15 protein-coding genes are annotated in these 20,725 nt (G+C 39.2%); 8 read left to right on the top strand and 7 right to left on the bottom strand.

What is annotated here, in order from left to right:
• The first annotated feature begins 3 nt into the window (after window positions 1-3).
• Both H3Z82_RS14980 and H3Z82_RS14975 read left to right on the top strand, forming a co-directional pair.
• On the top strand, window positions 4-795 hold the full coding sequence (locus tag H3Z82_RS14980; RefSeq protein WP_182206315.1) for a gluconate 5-dehydrogenase: 792 nt from the start codon (window positions 4-6) through the stop codon (window positions 793-795).
• Between the two features lie 6 nt (window positions 796-801).
• Window positions 802-1,977, top strand: coding sequence for a DUF4861 family protein (locus H3Z82_RS14975; RefSeq protein ID WP_182206314.1), 1,176 nt, complete (start codon window positions 802-804; stop codon window positions 1,975-1,977).
• A 425-nt stretch (window positions 1,978-2,402) separates the two neighbouring features.
• On the opposite strand, the gene H3Z82_RS14970 is transcribed toward H3Z82_RS14975, so the two are convergent.
• Together H3Z82_RS14970 and H3Z82_RS14965 are read right to left on the bottom strand one after the other, a co-directional pair.
• Window positions 2,403-2,699 (bottom strand): hypothetical protein, encoded by a 297-nt coding sequence (locus tag H3Z82_RS14970; protein ID WP_182206313.1) that lies wholly within the window; start codon window positions 2,697-2,699, stop codon window positions 2,403-2,405.
• A 70-nt stretch (window positions 2,700-2,769) separates the two neighbouring features.
• A complete protein-coding gene (locus H3Z82_RS14965) occupies window positions 2,770-5,334 on the bottom strand; it encodes a DUF4955 domain-containing protein (RefSeq protein WP_182206312.1) in 2,565 nt (854 codons plus the stop codon).
• A gap of 625 nt (window positions 5,335-5,959) precedes the next feature.
• On the opposite strand from H3Z82_RS14965, the gene H3Z82_RS14960 reads away from it, so the two are divergent.
• The 4 genes from H3Z82_RS14960 to H3Z82_RS14945 all read left to right on the top strand — a co-directional run bounded on the left by H3Z82_RS14960 (window position 5,960) and on the right by H3Z82_RS14945 (window position 12,195).
• Window positions 5,960-6,343: a hypothetical protein gene (locus H3Z82_RS14960; RefSeq protein WP_182206311.1), complete on the top strand. Its 384-nt coding sequence runs from the start codon at window positions 5,960-5,962 to the stop codon at window positions 6,341-6,343.
• A gap of 194 nt (window positions 6,344-6,537) precedes the next feature.
• Window positions 6,538-7,917 carry a TolC family protein gene (locus tag H3Z82_RS14955; protein WP_182206310.1) on the top strand — a complete coding sequence of 460 codons (1,380 nt, stop codon included), beginning with the start codon at window positions 6,538-6,540 and terminating at the stop codon, window positions 7,915-7,917.
• 10 nt (window positions 7,918-7,927) lie between these two features.
• A complete protein-coding gene (locus tag H3Z82_RS14950; RefSeq protein WP_182206309.1) occupies window positions 7,928-11,098 on the top strand; it encodes an efflux RND transporter permease subunit in 3,171 nt (1,056 codons plus the stop codon).
• A 17-nt stretch (window positions 11,099-11,115) separates the two neighbouring features.
• Window positions 11,116-12,195, top strand: a complete 1,080-nt coding sequence (locus tag H3Z82_RS14945) for an efflux RND transporter periplasmic adaptor subunit (RefSeq protein WP_182206308.1) — start codon at window positions 11,116-11,118, stop codon at window positions 12,193-12,195.
• A 143-nt stretch (window positions 12,196-12,338) separates the two neighbouring features.
• Here H3Z82_RS14945 and H3Z82_RS14940 read toward each other — a convergent pair whose 3' ends face one another.
• The 3 genes from H3Z82_RS14940 to H3Z82_RS14930 form a co-directional block, all read right to left on the bottom strand.
• Entirely contained in the window at window positions 12,339-13,106 is a 768-nt protein-coding gene (locus H3Z82_RS14940) for a patatin-like phospholipase family protein (RefSeq protein ID WP_182206307.1), read from the bottom strand.
• A gap of 87 nt (window positions 13,107-13,193) precedes the next feature.
• Window positions 13,194-14,081, bottom strand: a complete 888-nt coding sequence (locus H3Z82_RS14935; protein ID WP_182206306.1) for an RsiV family protein — start codon at window positions 14,079-14,081, stop codon at window positions 13,194-13,196.
• A gap of 28 nt (window positions 14,082-14,109) precedes the next feature.
• Entirely contained in the window at window positions 14,110-14,733 is a 624-nt protein-coding gene (locus H3Z82_RS14930) for a WG repeat-containing protein (RefSeq protein ID WP_182206305.1), read from the bottom strand.
• A 317-nt stretch (window positions 14,734-15,050) separates the two neighbouring features.
• On the opposite strand from H3Z82_RS14930, the gene H3Z82_RS14925 reads away from it, so the two are divergent.
• The gene (locus H3Z82_RS14925; RefSeq protein WP_182206304.1) at window positions 15,051-15,887 is read left to right on the top strand and encodes an ATP cone domain-containing protein; all 837 of its coding nucleotides are present in this window, start codon (window positions 15,051-15,053) and stop codon (window positions 15,885-15,887) included.
• Window positions 15,888-15,891: 4 nt separating this feature from the next.
• On the top strand, window positions 15,892-17,265 hold the full coding sequence (locus tag H3Z82_RS14920) for an MBL fold metallo-hydrolase RNA specificity domain-containing protein (protein WP_182206303.1): 1,374 nt from the start codon (window positions 15,892-15,894) through the stop codon (window positions 17,263-17,265).
• Window positions 17,266-17,412: 147 nt separating this feature from the next.
• On the opposite strand, the gene H3Z82_RS14915 is transcribed toward H3Z82_RS14920, so the two are convergent.
• Both H3Z82_RS14915 and H3Z82_RS14910 read right to left on the bottom strand, forming a co-directional pair.
• Window positions 17,413-17,859, bottom strand: coding sequence for a protein-disulfide reductase DsbD domain-containing protein (locus H3Z82_RS14915; protein WP_182206302.1), 447 nt, complete (start codon window positions 17,857-17,859; stop codon window positions 17,413-17,415).
• Complete coding sequence (locus H3Z82_RS14910) at window positions 17,856-20,666, bottom strand: M16 family metallopeptidase (protein ID WP_182206301.1); 2,811 nt, start codon at window positions 20,664-20,666, stop codon at window positions 17,856-17,858. Before H3Z82_RS14910 ends, H3Z82_RS14915 begins: the two co-directional genes overlap by 4 nt.
• Window positions 20,667-20,725 lie beyond the last annotated feature (59 nt).

Genomic DNA, 20,725 nt, shown 5'->3' with positions numbered 1-20,725 from the left:
ATTATGTCAACTAAATTATTTGATTTAACAGGAAAGATAGCTCTAGTAACAGGTGCGGTTCACGGTCTTGGAATGGCAATGGCCAAAGGCTTAGGAAATGCAGGGGCCACGATAGTAGTCAACAACCATTCAGAAGATTCTTTGGAAGCTGCAGTTAAGGAATATAAAGATGCCGGTTTAAAGGCTCATGGTTACGTTTTTGACGTGACGGATACTAATGCTGTTGAAGCGGCCATAAAGAAAATTGAAGCCGAAGTCGGACCAATTGATATTTTGGTCAATAATGCGGGCATTATTAAAAGAACCCCCATTATAGAAATGGAGACGGCCGACTTTGAAGAAGTTATTAAAGTGGATCTGGTGGGCCCGTTTATCGTCTCAAAATTTGTTGCCAAAAGCATGATCAACAGAGGTGGTGGAAAAATCATTAACATTTGCTCTATGATGAGTGAGCTGGGAAGAGATTCTGTAAGTGCATATGCCGCAGCAAAAGGCGGTCTAAAAATGCTGACCAAAAGCATGGCTACAGAATGGGCGCGCTTTAATATCCAAACCAATGGAATCGGCCCAGGTTACTTTGCCACAAGCCAAACCGAACCTATCCGCGTAGATGGACATCCATTTAACGAATTTATAATTGGAAGAACTCCTGCAGGACGGTGGGGAAACCCTGAGGATTTACAAGGGACCGCTGTGTTTTTAGCTTCTAAAGCTAGTGATTTTGTGAATGGCCATATCGTTTATGTTGATGGGGGTATTCTAGCGACAATAGGAAAACCTTCTAACGAAAAATAATAAAAGATGACACAACTTCGCAAATACGCACTATTCATAGCGGTTTTCGGAATGCTATCTTCTTGTGCAGAACAGGAAAAGGCGAAAACAATAACTGTAAAAAACAGTTTGGATAGGGACCGTAATTTTGAAACGGTTGAGTTGACCAAAGACTTTTTAAAGGTCGACGATCTTTCTAATATTGGTATTAAAAATACAGAAACACGGACTTTATTAGTAACTCAAGCAATAGATAGTGATGGTGATGGAACTTTGGATATGATCATCTTTCAGCCGGAAATAATGGCCAATGATGAACAAACATTTGAAGTTGTAAACATAACTGAAACAGAACGCCCTGAAGCACCAGAATTGTGCTATTCGCGCTTTGTACCTGAGCGCACCGATGACTATGCGTGGGAAAATGATAAAGTCGCTTTTAGAGTGTATGGACCTAATGCCCAAGAGTTATTTGAAGCGGGAGATCCTAACGGAACGCTTTCGAGCGGGGTTGATGCTTGGTTAAAGCGTGTGGAGTATCCCATCATTGATAAGTGGTACAAAAAAGCCACTGACGGAACGGGAAGCTATCATGAAGATACCGGTGAAGGTCTCGATAATTTTCACGTGGGACCAAGTCGAGGTGTAGGTGGAATTGCGGTGAGAGGTGATTCAGAATACTATATTTCAAAGAATTATACCAATTGGCGCACCATCACTACCGGACCGCTTAGAACAAGTTTTTATTTGGAATATGAAACTTGGGATGCTGGAGGAAAAAGTATCAAGGAATCCAAAGTGATCAGTTTAGATTTGGGTCAGAATTTCTCAAAATTCGATACCCATATTGAAGGCACTGATCAGATTTCTGCAGGTTTGACCCTACATGATAAAAAAGGAGAAGTTTCTGGAAATGAAGAAAACGGCTGGGTGAACTATTGGGAACCAATTGCGGATACGGAAATTGGAATCGCCATCGTGGCCACCGATAAATATTTTATCGATTATGAAACTTACGATACCGATGTGAAGGATTTAAGCAATGCTTATGCCCATCTTAACGTGATTGACAACCGCGTAGTTTACTATGCTGGGTTTGCTTGGAAAAAATCTGATCAATACCCAACCAAAGAATTGTGGGAAGCACATTTAGATGATTTTGCCAAGCGATTAGATAATCCTTTGACAGTAACCTTAGACTAAACAGTCTGCTTGTTGAAGCGATGTAAAATGTCGTTCTTTCTTAACTGAAGGAACGACATTTTTTATGGTCAAACTTGGTAAATGGAAACTATGATAAAAAATAAAATCTATCTATAAATTATAAGTAGTATTTATACATTTCCAATTTTGACGGCCTGACAAATCCAAAAACACACAGTTACTAAAATAAATAATGTCAAAATGGTGGTTTCTTGAAATTTATTTTTTTGGTAAAACTACTTTTAAGCATTAAGAGATATAGCAGATTAAAATTATAGGAAATAACAATACCAGTATGTAACCTGAAATATTAGGTGTATAAATAGCATTTTTATAATCTACAGGTAAAACCAGTATGATCAATGAAATGATAATACTTAGGTGAGAAAATGATTTAATTTTGGATACTAAAATAGTATAATGCCTTAATTACATCCCAATTCACTTAAAGATCTTTCACCTTTTAATACTTTATCTTCTTTTTTACAATCAGGTCTGTTTTTTATTATTGGCAGAATGGTAGCCTTGCCACCATTATTGTTCACAAACTCATTGATTATAGTTTGAAAACTTTTCCATAAAATATCGTCTTTCAGAAAAGCATTGACAAATTGTGTAATCCAGACTATACCTTTCTGCAACATTAGAATAAATCTGTCAACACCTTTTATAAAGAAATTGTACGATCCATCAGAATTTTGCTCATAACCTCCAGTGTTCACTTACCGGATGAATACCTGCAAAGCGAGTTATTACAATGGCTTCGGTTCCTATATTCCATTATAAAAAAACTTATTTCTTCATCAATTTATAGACTTCGGCGCCATGATCCCCACTCAGTTTTAAAAAATAAATTCCTGAGGCCTGTGATGTCAACGCGTTGCCGAAACTATAGTGCGAAGCATGTGTAATCGGCCTGCTTAGCACCGTTCTACCAAAGATGTCCATGAGTTCCATTTTGGTAAATCTTCCCTTTAAATTTGAAATGTTCAATTCAGAACCGAAAGGATTCGGATATACTTTAATTGAATTATTCTCTAATTCAACCGCTGCATGGGACAAGGTCGTATCTGATACAAAATATTTAACATCCGAAATGTAAAAGGTACCATTCCGATTGATAGGAGAATACGCCGAACTACTGCTGGTATACTTAAATGCCAATGTAAACGAGGTAGCATCATAAGCCGATAGATCCAAAAGCGATTCAAGGTAAGTCTGTCCTTGTTCATCGGAGGTAGCAATTTGTCCCACGTTGGCCGTAACATTTGTCCAATTGGCAGTCAGTACATCATCCGTATAATCAGTGGAAACGAACACCTCCAAAGCTGAAATACCTCCGTTGGCATAACGTTGTTCGGTCCAGAAACTGACATATTTATAAGGATCATTAATACTGATAAACGGATTGTTATCAGAAACATCTACGGGTTCCATAACCACCCATGCTTCCATTCCATAATTCGTTTGGGAGCTTGATCCAACAATAGATAAGGCTTTCTGATCTCGCATGCCATTTGCAGGAATTCTGCTATCTGGTCGTGTTTCGGTAAATTCGCCATTAGAGTCTAAGGCATCGGGAATGTCGTTAATTCGTTTCCCAATGTCATTGCTATTCTGTCCGTCAGGATTTGATACCACTTGAACCGAATAGCCTCGATTGACCGCGCCGAAGTCTTCATAAAAAAAGATTGGGTAGTATGGATTAGAAGTTTCTCCGTTAATCCAACTTGGAAGATACCCTAAGCGATATTCCAATTGCGCTTCATACAACGACTCTTCATCCACAAAAGTACCTGGAGATTCATTGACCTGGTACTGATTGGGCGCGGACGACATGGTAAAGCCTTTCAACCCAGAAATGATCGGCATTAAAAACTTGCTGTAAACAGTTTCGTTATTTGGACGCCAGGATTTCACATTGGTCGGCTGGTAAGAGGTACCCTCAAAATTCCAAAGGACCAAATCTCTAAGATGATTTGGCAACGCCCCTGTTGAACCACCCATATTAAAGAAGAATCCCCCTTTGCACACATCAAACAAATTTGCTCGCGGTTGACTGGCGTGGACTTCCATTCCTGAACTTCCGTTTGTGGGATTGTTGTTTCTCCAAATGACATTACCAACAGATTGTGAATTGAGTCCGCTACCGTGCCAAACACCAGTGGTGTAGTCATTAACATTGCCCAAGAAACAACCCGTGGCCGAGTTGGTACTGATAAAATTATGTCCAGGATTACCGGTATAGGTAATATCGAGCGCCGTGCAATAACCAGATAGTTTGAATTGTGCCGCTTGTGACATTTGACTGAATTCAATATTTTTTAACCAACCGTTAACCACGTTTCCAAACTGGACACCGCTCCATCCGGAAGAACTTATAAAGGCGTGGGGACCACTTTTAGGCTCGCCTGGATAAAGCTCTTGCGGCGCTTGATGGTGCAAATGCTCATAAACAAAACCGCCGGTAAACTTCAAATCCTGCATCCCTACTTCTTCAATGGTGTTATAGGCATTGAGGATCCAATTGTATTTAGACTCGATGGTTTTATGGATGGGTTCGACAAACGTCACCGTGTTCCCATCAATACTTTTAATTTGATGCAGCTCTTTGACCAAAACGCCTTCGGTGACAATTTTTGTGGAATTGGCTTGGTATAAATCATTTTTGGTGAATGGATATAGTTCACTCGCTATCAAATCAGGTGAATTGTCCGTAAGTTCCAACTGCACCCATTTTCCAACCGATAGTTGGGACACATTATCAACTTCAACAGCAAATGTTTCTCTTACGGCATCTGCGGTAATATTGGCAACTTTCTGAACGCCCCGGTTGGACGGTCTAAATTGTATGATGTAAGGCACAGTCCAGTCGTTTCCAGGCTGGGTTTCCATACTATACGTTTTTTGATACAGTTCAGTACCTCCGGCCCCACTGCCGCTTCCCTTAATAACAATATTACTTTTTCTGATATAAATAACATCATTTCTATCGGCCTCGTCACTGATGATAAAACGTCCTGGGGGGAAAAACACCACGCCGCCACCATTAGACTCAGCGGCAGCTATAGCTGATTTTATTGCTTCTTTATCAGAAATATTATCATTTGGCACCGCATTAAATGGTGGCTTCGTCACATCAAAAACTGTTGAAGGCAACTCATTATCTGATGGCAATCCACGCTCACCATAGTGGTAGCCAGCATAAGAGAATGTTGGTAAAATAGGCTCTGTTTTATTTGTTTGTGCATCTAACCAATCTTGATATAATGCACTTGGATTTTGAGCTATAGCTGTATTAAATAACAGAAAACTTAATAAACATGAGATAAAACTTAATTGCGTAAAGATTTTCATATTATAATATTTTTGACAAATTACTGACTAACCAAATTTATTGACATAGGATGAAAATAATGGGGGTATATCTGGTCTGATAGAGGGGTAAGAATAACCCATAAAACTTCAAATGGACCATTTAAGCACAAGATAATCACATAGTTTGGTGTAACAATTTTTAGAGAAGACTGTTTAAAAACAAACCCTGTAAGTTGCCTATAACATAATACAAAATTGTATAACAGGTTACATGACCATTCTTTAGGATTTATTCAAACTTACCATCAACATATTAGCAAGTACACTTTCTAACACAACCCCCTCAACCCCAACATTAGCAGCCATATTGTTAATACCAAAACTCCAATTTCCTTCAATATAGAAATCCAAAATACGACATTCCATCGCTAAATTTCAGTTAGTATTCCAACACAAGCATCAGTATAAATCCGTGTTCATCACGTGATGGGAATCCATATATCGAAGTAAAGAGTAGTAAGTAGATCCATAGGTTGTTTACATCTGTCGTAAAAAAGTGAAATTTCTGTTAAAAAGACCTTTAACCAAATTCCCGTTTTTTTTTCAATCATTTCTACTATCTTTGCCGGTTGTGAAAAACACCAAAGTACATAACGGCAACTTAATGTTCAGACAGTTTCTGTCTACTGCCCTGCTATTGGTGGTTCTTTTATCTTCATGTTCCTTAAAAAGAGGCGTCAAGGTTTTATTTGACATCCCTGTTAAAACAGTACAAACCGGGACCTATGGTCACCATATTTCGGCTTTAGGCCACGGGGAAACGGCCTGCTTAAAATGTAAGGACCTCCAAGTGCTTACCGCAGATTCTTTTGACCATTCTTTGATAAAGAATCTCAATTCAGCTATTTTTATTAGCGTTATTTTTTCTCTTTTATTATTGGCATTCTTTAGGCCAGAAGGAAATCATAATTTCAAGACACCAACGCTTGGACTTAATATTCCCAAGTATCTTCTTTTTAGTAAACTTCTTTTTTACGATTTACGATAATTAACACTTTTCTTTAGTCGAAGAATACGAACATTGCATTGTCATACTTTGCTTTTTTTTGGCATTTCGCATCCGCCCTTATATTCTTCATTTCTAAAAAAACCAAATTAATCATGCTTTTCATTAAGCGTGATGCTGACCTCATTTTCTAAAATGTGGCTCAGGCAATATCACTAATCGTAAAAATATAATCAATGACAAGAATATTTGTGGTAGTTCTCGGTATTGGCATATCGCTTACCGGCTACCAATCTGCCGTCGCACAACAGCATCAAAGTCAATTAAACACGCTCTGGGAGGAGGTTGAACGTTCCTATCCAAGTCTGGAAGCCAAGGAAGCCAACGTAGAATCGGCAAAACTGGAAGAACGGTCCGTCTTTGGCGAGCGCCTTCCGCAACTGCGTGCACAAGCACAAAACTCCTATGCTACCTATAAAGGCATCAGCGGGGCATTTATCCCGCAACCTGGACTTTTTAATGTAAGCGGGGCAAACGGCTTAACCGGTCCATCCTGGACGTTCAATACCTATGCGTCAACTACCTTGGAATGGGAACTTTTTTCCTTTGGAAAATTTAATTATAAATCCAAAGCTGCCAAGGCAAAGACCCAAAGCATGGAAGGAGAGCATACAGCATACAGACTGCATCTTAAAAAAGAACTTGCGCAACGCTATCTTCAGTTACTTTTCAACGAAACCAAACTGGAATCCAATCAGCAAAACGTTAACAGGCTCAATACCATTCGCAGCATTACATCAAGCTTGGCAAGAGCTGGATTGAAATCGGCTGCAGACAGTTTGTTGGCCTCCTCTTCGTTTAATCAGGCATTGGGAGACAATGAAAATTTAAAAGGTAAAAAACAGGCTGCCCTCATCCAATTAGTGGAGCTTACCAACGGAAAAGAAGTCGATCATCTCACTTCGGTCCCTCGGTTTTTAGATCCACAGGAAGCCTCTTTGATCAAGGCATCAGCAATAGATCCTTCCCATCCCGTCCTGACTGCTCTCGACGATCAACGTAAAAGTTTAGAATACAAAGGGGAAAGTGAAGCGAGAGCCGCTTTACCTTCCTTCAATTTAGTTGGGGGCTACGCTTATCGCGGTGTGGGCATTGGAAATGATGGCACCGTATCGGACAACTGGAACGACGGCTTCTCCAACACGGTCTCCAACGGTTTGGTAGGCGTGGGAATCACTTGGAATATTTCCGATCTGTACACCCAAAAACAACGCGCTGGAAGTTTTAAAAAACAGGCTGAAAGCGAAGAGCATCGTTACAAACAATACGAGCGACAAATGCAGGCGCAGTTGGCCTCCATTCAAAATAAATTGATTAGACAATATGCCGAAGTGCAAAAAACCAATGAGGCACAAAAACAGGCTAATGGTGCATATGAGATGTACTTATCACGGTATAAAAGTGGTTTGATGGATTTGAGCAGCCTCCTACAGATTCAAATTTTATTGGAACAGGCAGAGCAAAAGCATATCGATGCTGCCTACGATTTTTGGATGCTCAGCGCTGCCGAAGCCGAGTTGTTAGCCGATTTTTCACACTTATTCGCCAATCTTTAATTAAAATATTATGAACAACCTAATTCGATTTGCACTGCGAAAGCCCATCTCAATCATGGTGGCAGTTATGGCCATCGTTTTCTTTTCTGTGATCGCAGTCCAAAAAATAAACGTAGATATTTTTCCCGAAGTGGAATCCCCCGCCATTTATATTGCCATGCCTTATGGTGGACTTTCCCCGGAATATATGGATGGCTTTATGGCCAATGAATTTCAAAAAGTATTGCTTTTTGTGAGCGGGGTCAAGGAGATGGACTTTAAAAGCATCCAAGGCTTGACCTTAATGAAGCTGACCTTCTATCCCGGAACCGACATGGCACAGTCTGCGGCTGAACTGTCCACTTCCGTGTCGCGGGCGATGGGCTTTTTACCGGCCGGTGCAGTACCGCCAATGGTAGTACGCTTTGATGGAAGCTCACTCCCGGTAGGGAAACTGGTCTTTGAAAGCGACCAACGCTCCATCAACGAGATCCAAACAGAAGTATTGACAAAAATCCGTCCGATGTTGGTAAACGTTCCAGGGGTTTCAGCTCCAGCACCATTTGGAGGAAGTGCGCGAACCATAGTAGTTAATGTAGATCCTGATTTACTTCGTGCAAACAATCTGAGCGCCGAGGACGTGACCATTGCCATTGCTAAAAGCAACTTGCCCTCTCCAGCAGGAAACTTAAGGATAGGCAACAAAAACCTAATGGCTCCCATCAATTCTCTTTCGGCTGGACCTGAGGAATTTTTAAACACGCCTATTAAAAGGACAAATGACCGAACCCTCTACGTTCGCGATGTGGCTCACGTGCAGGATGAAGCCGATATGACTTACGGTTACGCCATGGTAAACGGAAAACGCACGGTGTATCTACCCGTCATTAAAAAAGCGGATGCCTCCACTTTGGATGCCGTTCAAAATGTAAAGGCATCTTTAAAGGATTTTGAGCACATGCTGCCCGAAGATATGAGCGTACGTTATGAATTTGACCAATCCAAGTATATTAAAACCTCGTTGACCAATCTCCAGATCTCTGGACTTTTGGGTGCTGTGCTAACAGGATTAATGGTACTGCTGTTTTTGGGCGATTTACGGGGTGCCATAATTGTGGTACTTACCATTCCCATTTCCTTAATGGCCGCTATTTCTGTGTTGTACCTCATGGGTCAAACAATCAATATCATGACCTTGAGTGGCTTGGCTCTTTCTATTGGAATTTTGGTGGATGAAGCCACGGTAACCATAGAAAACATCCATCAACACTTTGAAGTTGGTAAACAAAAGCAAAAGGCAATTTTGGATGCCTTGTTTGAAATTTCCATTCCAAAATTATTGATATTGTTGAGCATTTTAGCGGTATTGACACCTACGCTTATTATGACAGGAATTTCGAAAGATATGTTCTTGCCACTATCTCTAGCGGTGGCCTTTGCGATGATTGCTTCTTTTATCTCATCCCAGACGTTTGTACCTATTTTGGCCAACTGGATGATCAAAACCAAGGAAAATCCGGTACAACTTTCAAAGCGCAAACGTGCTTTCTTTGATAAATTCCGCGTGAGATATTCCTATACGCTGAGACGTTGGTTTCCACGGTCACTTCCCTTGTTTTTTGTTTATTTGATCACTTCTGGTGTCATTGTAGCCCTACTTATTAATCGTGTAGGAACTGATGTGATGCCAGTGTCCAACAGTGGCGATTTTCAACTGCGCATACAAGCACCAGCAGGGGATCGATTGGAAAAAACGGAAAAACTCTACAACAATGTTATTGCCGATATCGAAGAGATACTTCCAGAAGGAGCCGTTTCCATTACTTCTGGTTTTGTAGGACCACAATCGCCCAATAGCCCGATCAACCCAATATTTTTGTTTACCAGTTCTTCAGATCAAGCAGTTCTTGAGGTTTCTGTGGACCAAGATATTTATACGGGTTCTATGGATGATATTCGAGAAAAATTGAGAAAAATCGTCGCCCAGAAATATCCAGAAGCGTCCTTCAACTTTGAACCGATGGAGCTCACAGAAAAAATCATGGGACAAGGAGCTATGACACCTATTGAGATTAAAGTAGGCGCAAGACAGCTTCAACAAGCCGCTGGATTTGCAAACCAGATCAAGCAACATTTAGATGGTGTTGACTTCTTGCGGGACATCCGCATTGCCGAGCAAGTGGACTATCCGGTGCTGAATATCGATATTGACAGGAACTTGGCTGGACAATTTGATCTGGGTGTAGATGATATTACTCGAAACTTAGTGGCCGCGACGTCATCCACTCGTTTCACCAATAAAAACATGTGGATTGATCCCCGTTCGGGATTACCTTTTCAAACGCAGGTAGAAATTCCTTATGCCGATATCCTATCAGAGACCCAATTACGTTCCATGCCCGTTAAAAAAGGAAGCATGCGACCAGTGTTGGAAGACGTGGCCAATATTCGTCACTCAACTGCGCCCGCGCAGGTCAACAGAAAAGGTCCTAACCGTTATGTAACTTTAATCGCTAATATCCATGACAAAGATTTAGGATCGGCTTCAGCAGCGGTAAAGGCAGCCATTGAAAAAGCAGGCGACCCTCCTCGCGGCGTCACCGTTTGGACTGAAGGCACCATGAATCTATTGGATGAAACCATGAGTAGTTTGATGTCAGGTTTGGGCGTGGCACTCATAGCTATTTTCCTAATGATGGCCGCCTATTACCAATCCTTTAAAGTGCCGATGGTCATCTTATCAGTTGCACCTGCGGTATTTGCGGGCAGTTTATTGATATTGTTTTTAACCGGAAGCACCTTGAATCTGCAATCGTATATGGGGATCATTATGGCCATTGGGGTTTCAGTGTCCAACACCATTTTACTGGTAGATCAAGGCGAATTTTATCGAAAGAAATTGTTATTGAAGCCAGCTAATGCTGCGCGTTTGGCATCGGCATCCCGATTGCGACCAATTTTGATGACTGCCGCTGCAATGTTTGCCGGAATGCTACCTATGGCCATTGGCTTTGGAGAAGGCTCCGAGCAGGCCGCACCATTAGGTAGAGCCGTAATTGGTGGATTGATAGGTTCGTCCATTACCATTTTGTTGCTCATCCCCCACTTTTATTCTTCTGTGATGTCACGATCCACCGTTAAAAGTGCGTCGTTAGATCCGGAAGATCAAGACAGTGAATATTATTTAGAAATTAAAGAATAACCTCAATCCTTATCATTATGAAAATAAATTTTAAATCTATAAAATCAATCAGCGGTCTTGCAGTCCTAGCTTCTTTGATCCTTGCTTCGTGTTCCGATTCCAATGAAAATACGACTGCCGCTGAGACCAAAGCTCCTAAGCAGGAGATTGTCACGAAACCCATTTCGAAAATGCACCCTGAGTATGACCTTAACCTTCCCGGAGAATTGGAACCAGCCGAACAGGTATTGCTTTATGCCAAGGTGAATGGCTTTGTAAAAAAACTACACGTGGACATCGGCGATGTAGTCAAAAAGGGACAAATTCTGGCCGTTTTGGAAGCACCCGAAATGGACCAGAGACTGGTTTCTGATCGATCTTCAGAACAGAAACTGCACAGTGATTATTTGTACGCCAGACAGAATCTGGAACGTCTACAAGAAGCGGCCAAAACTGAAGGTGCTGTAGCGGCTATTGAGTTGGATCGTGCTGAGAGCACGATGAACAGTGCCAAATCAGCCTATGAAGCATCTCAAGCGCAAACCGGCCATAGTGCGCAAATGCAGAAGTACCTGCAAGTTGTGGCACCTTTTAATGGTGTGATTACAGAACGTAATGTTTCTGAAGGTGCTTTGGTGGGACCCGGTTCAGGACAGCCCGTATTTAGTGTTGCCGACAGGCAAAACCTAAAATTGAAAATAGCACTTCCTGAAAAACATGCGAGCTCAGTAAACGATGCCATGGAAGTTGCTTTTACCGTCAATTCACAACCAGGGAAAAAATTCTCTGCCGCTCTTTCGCGAAGTTCAAGTATGATCAATTCCCAAAACCGTGCAGTGACTCTGGAATTTGATGTTAAGAATACCGACCAAAGCCTTAATGGTGGGGAATATGCCCAAGTTCAATTAAAATTGAAACGTCAAGACGCCACCTTCTGGGTGTCACCCAAACATATTTTAAAAACCCAATCAGGCTTGTTTGTATTGACCAAGAACAACGGAGATATAAAGCGAATTCCGGTAAAGGAAGGGGTCCGATTAGATAGTGTAACCGAAGTTTTTGGGAATTTCAAGGAGAACGATTTAATTGTACAACGCCCAACGGAGCAGATGAAATAACTAAGTTGATCATAAACCAGAAAACCTCGCTTCCAATACATTTGGAGGCGAGGTTTTTTTTATTACACCATACCCAGACCATCAGCGGTTTTGATTTATAGAAACGTTTTATCCATCGCACCTATTTCGAAAAAAAACAAAGTTTATTTAAATTTTTCTAAATCATAATTTAGAATCGCTTCTTTGGCAGCCTTATACCCAATTTCAACAATTGCATCAATGTTTTTCTTATCAAAAGTGCCAAAGCCGTTCAGTTCTGATGGTAAAATCATGAGGTCACATTCTGTAAATTTATGCTGATTTTCCAATACGGATTTTATTCTAAAGACGCGCTCGACCACATGGTGGGAATGCTTCAATTCTTTTATGCCAAGCACGTCAAACCCGTCCACATAAACGCCAATAAGCCGATCGCATTTTTTCTTAATAGCATCCAATGGAAAATTATTAAGCGCTCCCCCATCGATATAATAAGAACTTTTTATTTTTACTGGAGCAAAGAGCCCAGGAAACGCCGCCGAGGCCAAAACAGGTTTTATTAATTCGCCCTTCTCAAACACTCTTAGTTTGCCTTTTAAAATATTGGTCGCCGTGACGAACAGTTCCTTTTTTAAAAACGAAAAATCGTCTTCTTCCAAATAGACTTTAAATTCATCATAGAACTTTTCCGCATCAATAAATCCAGGCTTATTGATAGCATATTTTCTAATATTCAGAATTTGGACGTCCTTAAAAAAAGTCAAGATTTCTTCCCAATTATAGCCGTAGGCAAAAAGTGACCCCACAATGGCCCCCGCACTTGATCCTGCAATATATGTAGGATCAATTTGATGCTCTTCGAGCGCTCGTAGGACACCAATATGGGCAGCACCTCGCATTCCGCCTCCGGATAAAACTAAACCAATATTCATAAAATTATTTCTTTTATCGATCTGTCATCATCGCATAAAAATAAAACATTTTGGACAAAACGTATCGACTTATAATTAAGGACTTGGTTAATTTTTATCAGCCATCAGCAGGTTGGAGTTCGACTTTTTCAAAACAGACAGCAAATCTACAAGCGGAAGCTCAATAGAGTAAGAGCCCGTGTAGGATGGGCACATGACACAATCATCAAAGTAAAACTCTAAGTTATTATCATTGATGACAAAGTTGTTTTTACTTTCAAAAAAATCACTTGCTGATAGTTCCCAACAATCATAATACAACTCTGAATTCTGAATCTTATCAACGATTCTCTCATTAATCAAAGTCAATAATTCTTCTTCAGAACCTTGATTGAAAAAATCTTCATACCTCATAAATACCCCCTTGTTCAAATCAAAATTAAAGCAGTCAAAGGAATAACTCGGATGCATGGCACCAGAATAAAAGTTCTCTTTATAAAAAAGAACGCTTACCAATTGATCATTAGCAATGTAAATTTTGTAATCAATAAATCGATCTTCTCTAAAATTAATGGCCTCAATACTATCACATAATAGTTTACTCGTTTCTATATCAGCAACCGTCTTTTTAATATTCACGTAATAATCATTGATAAACTCGTTAAAATTTCGGTTTGAAGCTTTTAGCGACTCATCAAGCTGTGGATATTTAAAATTGATTGTATAGTCCGGTTGTTGAATTGCGTATGATTTTTCTTTAATCAACCTTTGAAACTCCGATCTTTGATCCTTCTTCTCAATCAACTCTTTTTGTTTGTATTCAATTGAAATTGATTTAGTCATAACATTTCCATCGCCTTCAATCATTTGAATCGTGTCGGTATCTTGAGGCATCAGTTGTTCTGTATCTTCGGTTTCAATAACACTTTCCTCACGCTTATCGCTTTTACAACTGGTCAACAAAAAAACTAGTAAAATTAGGTTTATATATTTCATGTAGGATGTCTTAAATTAATTTCACCTTTTAATCAGTATTCGCATCGATTTTCACAACTGACCATTTCTTCTGTGCATTCATCACTGCATAAAGTGTGTTTGAAATTACTTTGGAATAAATTACCGGTGGCTTTCTAAGTTTTTCTGCCGAAAGTGTGATGTGTACAGGCTCTTGAGTTAAATAAGTAACGACTTCACCATCGGAATTGATAGCCACCTCAAAATAATCATAATTGACAACGGCTTTATTCAAGGCAATATTTTTTGACAATTCATTCCTTCTCAATACGAGTACAATGGCGACATCGTCAATAAAATTTGTTGCATTCAAATACTGTGGCTCTATCACCGTTTTCCCTGAACGATCGATGTATCCATAATAATTAATACCATCCTTTTTTTGAGTGATCAGAGACCTGCCGTTTTTAAAGATAGGATAACTGCCATCTGCGGTTTTGGAAACTACCAAATCATCTCTAAAATTGATAGCCAAATTTCCTTCAGAATTAATAAAGCCCCATTGATTTCCTTTTTTGACTGCTGCCATCTCTTCATTCATGGGTGAAATAAAGTCGACATTGGTAATATTTTGAGAAAAGAGAACGGTAGTAAAAAGCACCGTAATTAAAATTAAAAAATTTGAACGTTTCATGATCTTATCGTTTTATGGTTAAGTATAAAGTTACTTTGAATTACAACCTTATAAAATGACATCCCTCATGATAGGAGAAATAATCATGTTGTTTTATAGTAAACAACCACAAAAATAGTGTGCCATAATACTTGGCTCTATTGCATACCCCATAACTGTAGATTCTACTTTAGATATCTGAAAATTATATCAATTGAAATATGATTGCGATTTTAATTTCTACATGACGTGATATTTATCATAGGCTTTCTCTTAATTACCTATTAACTTTAACTCTTTAACTCTAAGGAGCATGCATCCTTTTTCATAATAATACTATGAATACCAATATCGACATCATTAAATCTTCTGGTGAAAAAGTAAAATTTTCGCTGAAAAAACTCCGCACATCGTTGGGCAAATCAGGTGCAGATCAGCAAACGGTAAACGAGATTATTGATAAAGTGAAAGAAGAATTATACGATGGCATTTCAACAAAAGAAATCTACAATAGAGCATTTGCATTATTAAAAAAGAAAGGCGGGCACCTCGCGTCAAAATACAAGCTTAAAAAAGCCATCTATGATTTGGGACCTACAGGATATCCATTTGAGCGTTTTATAAGTGCCATCTTAAAATACTCAGGTTACAAGACGACTGTTGGTGAAATTATGCAAGGTAAGTGTGTGCGCCATGAAATAGATGTGGTCGCTGATAAAAATGGAATGACAACGCTCATTGAATGTAAGTTCCATACTGAGCAAGGAAGAAACTGCAATGTCAAAGTTCCTTTATATATAGCATCACGATTTAAAGATGTCAAGGCCCATTGGGACACAAAACGTCATGAGACAAAATTGGAAGCAGGCTGGGTGGTTACCAACACGCGATTTACCAAAGACGCCATTCAATACGGAAACTGTATTGGTTTGTATCTATTAAGCTGGGATTACCCTAATAATGATGGCCTAAGAAATCGGATTGACAGATTGGGACTCTATCCAATAACCGTGTCCACCTTATTGACCAATCGCGAAAAACAATTTTTGTTAAGTAGAGATGTGGTGTTGTGCAGAGACTTGATTGACGATCTTTTTTTCTTGGATCATCTCGGCATTTCGGAAACCCGCAAATCGAAAATTCAGAAGGAAATAAAGATGTTATGTAAACAGTAAAGCTATGGAAAATCATGTAAAAGTAAATTTTCTGGGGGCATCCAGTGTTGTTACCGGATCAAAGTTTTTAATTGAAACCTCAGAAAAAAACATCCTAATTGATTGCGGAATGTTCCAAGGTTTGAAAGAACTCCGCGAACTTAATTGGACGGATCTTCCTATAGATGTCAGCACTATAGATATAGTACTGCTTACCCATGGGCATTTAGATCATGTAGGGTATTTACCGCGGTTGGTAAAACAAGGGTTTAATGGAAAAATCATTGGAACTGGACCTACTTTGGCTATTGCAGAAATCATTTTGATGGACAGTGCTAAAATCCATGAAGAAGAAGCGGCCAAGGCCAATGATGAAAAATATACAAAACATGATCCTGCACTGCCTTTTTATACAGTTGCGGAGGCAGAAAAAACCATCCGTTTGTTTCAAGTTGAAATGGGCGACAAATGGATTGGTCTATCCGAGCATATTTCCTATCGTTTTCAATACAACGGCCACATCCTTGGTGCAACGTTTATTGAGTTAGATATCAATTCCAAACGCTTTGTGTTTTCTGGAGATATTGGACGAAACGACGATTATTTATTGGAAGATCCCAAACGTCCTGAATGGGCAGATTTTCTATTTATCGAAAGCACCTACGGAAACAAACTACATCCGGAAGACGATGTAGAGCAGGTTCTTACCGATATTATACATGAAACCATTCATAAAAAAGGCAATTTGATCATCCCAAGTTTTGCGGTAGAACGACTCCAAACACTGATGTATATTCTATGGAAATTATATAAAAAGAATAAAATCCCCAATATTCCCATTTTTGTAGATAGTCCGATGGGGAACAATGTTTTGAATGTGTTTAGACAATTTCCTAAATGGCATAAATTGTCTGATTCAGACTATAACGCCATGTGCAATCATGTGAATATTGTTCAATCTTACAAAGAAACCTGGGAAACCATTGACGACAAACGTTCCAAAATAGTCATTGCCGGCAGCGGCATGGTCACTGGCGGAAGGGTCCTTACCTATCTACAGCAACTCATTGATGTGACTTCTACCACTGTTTTATTGGTAGGTTATCAGGCAGAAGGCACACGTGGCAGACAGTTACTTGACGGTGCCCATGAGATCAGGTTTTCCGGAAAATATCATCCGGTAAAGGCTACTATCAAGCATATTGAGAGTTTATCAGCTCATGCCGATCAAAATGAATTACTTCATTGGATGGGAGCAATTAAGAACATTCCTGAAAAAGTATACCTTATCCATGGTGAACCGGCCGCTTTGGATGCATTTAGAGTAAAAATAACCGACACCTACAAATGGCATGTGCGCATTCCCAAACTATACGATGTAGAAACCATAATGATTTAAAGGTGTAAAAAATCACGAGACTGTTATACATAAAAAGAGCTGCAATCGCAGCTCTTTACTTTTCTTCACGGTTTAGGCTAATTCCATAATCTAAATATGAAAATCGAATAAGTTGGAAGAAAATTTCAATTGATTTAGTGTTCTAAACTATTTTACATCGAAAACCAAATCGACCTCTTTTGGTGGCAAGCACTGGGTGTCATTGCAAACCATGAACTCTACTACAGCATTTACTTTAAAAGACTTCTTATTCTTGACTCGGATACGTTGTTTAAAATCGGCTGTTTTATCAAAATACTTGATGCGCATGTTAAATATCTTGTCATCAATTTCATGACCAGTGCCTTCTGAAGTATTTCCTCGTTTCATATAATCCTGACTTCCTTCAAAAATAAAGCTAGTTGGTACAGGGCCATCCTTTGGAACATTTTGCGAATAGAGATGCCATTGGTCTTGAATGGTAGCGGTGGCCACAAGCTCATATTCGGTATCAGAAATTTTATTCACCGAGGTTTTCCATTTTACGGGATCATGGATTTGAGAAATGGCTTGTGCACTAAATAAAATCAAGAAGAGATATACTATATTTTTCATATTATTTTATTTGATGGTTTAACAATAATTTCAGCTATATCAGCACCATTGAGTACATTACTCGTAAACTCCTTGATGTCATTCACAGAAATACTTTCAACTATATTTTCAAAGTTATCAGGGTCATTCATGTCGTAATCTTCGCGATAAAAATTGACCAAAACACTCATATCGTATTGATTAAAGCCCTTTTCTTGAGCGCGTTCTTTCAAATAGTTCGTGGTGGTTTTATCCAAATCAGTTTGATTGATATCGCCAGCAGCAATTTTCTGAAGCTCTTCATGCACAATGCTCACCAATCTATCTACTTTCTCCGGATTGCAATCAAAACCGACAAAAATAGTCGCTTTTTCCACAGGTCTTTTAGAAATTCCGGCAAAAGCACTGGCGCCATAAGTTCCACCTTCTTGTTCTCTCAGTGTTTCTGTATATCTAAGCTTAAGGATATCACCTAACGCTCTTGCTATCAACATGTTTTTAATGGTATATTCCAAATCATTTTTATAGGTAATTCTTACCGTACTTTTTGGATCTTCCATTTTTAAATGCACATCCTTTTCTATGGTTTTGCTTAACCATTGTGATGAATTATCTTTATAGGTCTCCGTTTGTTTTTTGGTTGGAATACTGGCAATATACTTTTCCAACAACGGCTTGAGTTGTTCTTTGGAAACATCTCCTACAATAAAGAATTCAAAATCCGAAACATTTTTAAAACGCTCTCCGTAAATCTGTTGTATGGTTTCAAAAGATATTGAATTAATATAATCTTTTGTAAATAGTGGTTGTTTTGGATCGTTTTTACCGTAGAGCGCAACGTTAATACTGTCTTTTATTTTCTCATTGATATTGTTGCTTCTGCTGATCAAATAATTATCTAAATTGCCAATAAGTACTTTAAAGGCATCTTCATCAAATCTCGGTTTTACAAATCTCAAATGGGCCATTTGCAACATTGTTTCCACATCTTTAGTTGATGAAGACCCAGAAATACCCTCAGATAGATTTGAGATAAAAATACCAGTGTTGGCCGTTTTACCAGCAAGCACTTTTGATAGATCCGTACTGGAATAGTCTCCCAATCCTGATGATCTTACCAAGCTATTGACGTAATTGGCCGACGGCAACTTAGCGTCATCTACCAATGAGAGCCCACCATAACTCAAGGCACTGAGTCTGACATCGTTTTTGTTTTTATCCGCAAACTTATAATGCACCTTAACACCATTACTCAAGGTGAACGTAGTAGAGCCGGTAGCTTTATTTAGCTTTTCTGAAGTTACCTTTCCTTGTTTTATTTTCGTTTCTCCCAATAAAGTCTTACCACTAAATCCATCTTCATAAGCCGTAAGGGAGATGTCATTCTCTGCAGAAGCAATAATCTGTAGGGCTTCATTTTCCGTAATATTTTTTTCCGTACTGACCGCAGTTGCGGTCATATATCGGTTTTTATCCGTATATAATCTTTTTAAGTTTGCATGCACTTCTTCTGGAGTCAAGTCATCAAAGATTTGTTGTGCAATTGCATATTCCTTAACAATATCTGTCATGGTTTCATTTTCCAAATAATTGTTTTGAATCATGGACTGAATTGATGCATGCGATCTATCATCTAACTTACTGATTTGATTCTCATAAGAGTTTTTGTATCTCGTAATCATCCTCTCGATTTCAGCCTCGTTAAAACCAAATTTTACAGCGCGATTAACTTCTTTCATAACCGTTTCAAAAGCGGCATGTTGCTGGTCTGGTTTTGGAGAAATAGAAACTGTAAAAGCATTTGTTGCTCTTGAATTATCGCCATAGCCTACAAAAGCTCTGAAAAATGTCGCATCGGGCTTATCACTCAACTCTCCCAATCTTTCTGAAATCATCTTGGTAACCATGCTATTTAAAAGCGATTCTTTCAAATCGGAAACAGTTTCATTGCTCAAGCTTTTTGGATGTCTGATTCCAAAACTTAGAGATGCGGTAGTTACTTCCTCATCACTAGCCGAGCTAAACATTAACTGATCATTTTCCGGAATTCTTACTATGAAACGTTCTCTCGGATTATCGATTGCAGGAATTGCAGAAAATAAGGTCTTTATCTTAGCCTCAACAGCTTCCGCATCTACATCACCTATAATTGCGATAGCCTGCAAATCTGTTCTATACCAATCATGATAAAAATCCCTTAGAGCCTTATATTCAAAATTATCAACAACGTCCATCAATCCAATGGGCATACGCTCAGCATAAATGCTATTATTAAAGACTGTTGGCATATTTTTTTGAAAAATTCTCATACGACCACTTTGGCGGGTTCTCCATTCTTCCTTTATAACACCACGCTCTGCATCAATTTCTTCATCTTCCAGAGACAAAAAATTTGCCCAATCGTGAAGCACTAATAAGCACGTATCCACAAGCTCCGGAGTCGTTGGGATATTGTTCATATTGTAGACCGTTTCATCAAATGAGGTATAAGCATTTATGTCCTTACCAAAAACAGCACCGTGCTTTTGAAGTGTATTTAGAATGCCCTTGTCAGGAAAATTGTCAGTTCCGTTAAAAGCCATATGTTCAAGGAAATGAGCCAAACCTTGTTGATCATCATTTTCAAGGATGGATCCTACATTCTGGATGATATAGTAGCTAGCCGCATCCTTTACCACTTGTGACGGATAGATATAGTAAGTAAGACCATTTGGCAAAACGCCTTTTGTAACTCGAGTGTTTTCAGGCAATGGATCTTCGTAATTGGCGTTTTGCGCCATTAATCCGAAACAAAACAAAAGACTGAATAGAACTGTAAATTTTCTCATGTAGTATAGTTTTTTTAGGATTACAAACTGATTGTTCGCACCTATTCACAGTAATAACG

The organism is Gelidibacter maritimus (assembly GCF_014062315.1).
In the GTDB taxonomy this organism is placed as follows: domain Bacteria; phylum Bacteroidota; class Bacteroidia; order Flavobacteriales; family Flavobacteriaceae; genus Gelidibacter; species Gelidibacter maritimus.
The sequence above is the reverse complement of the archived record's forward strand: the minus strand, read 5'-3'. Positions and strand labels throughout refer to the sequence as shown.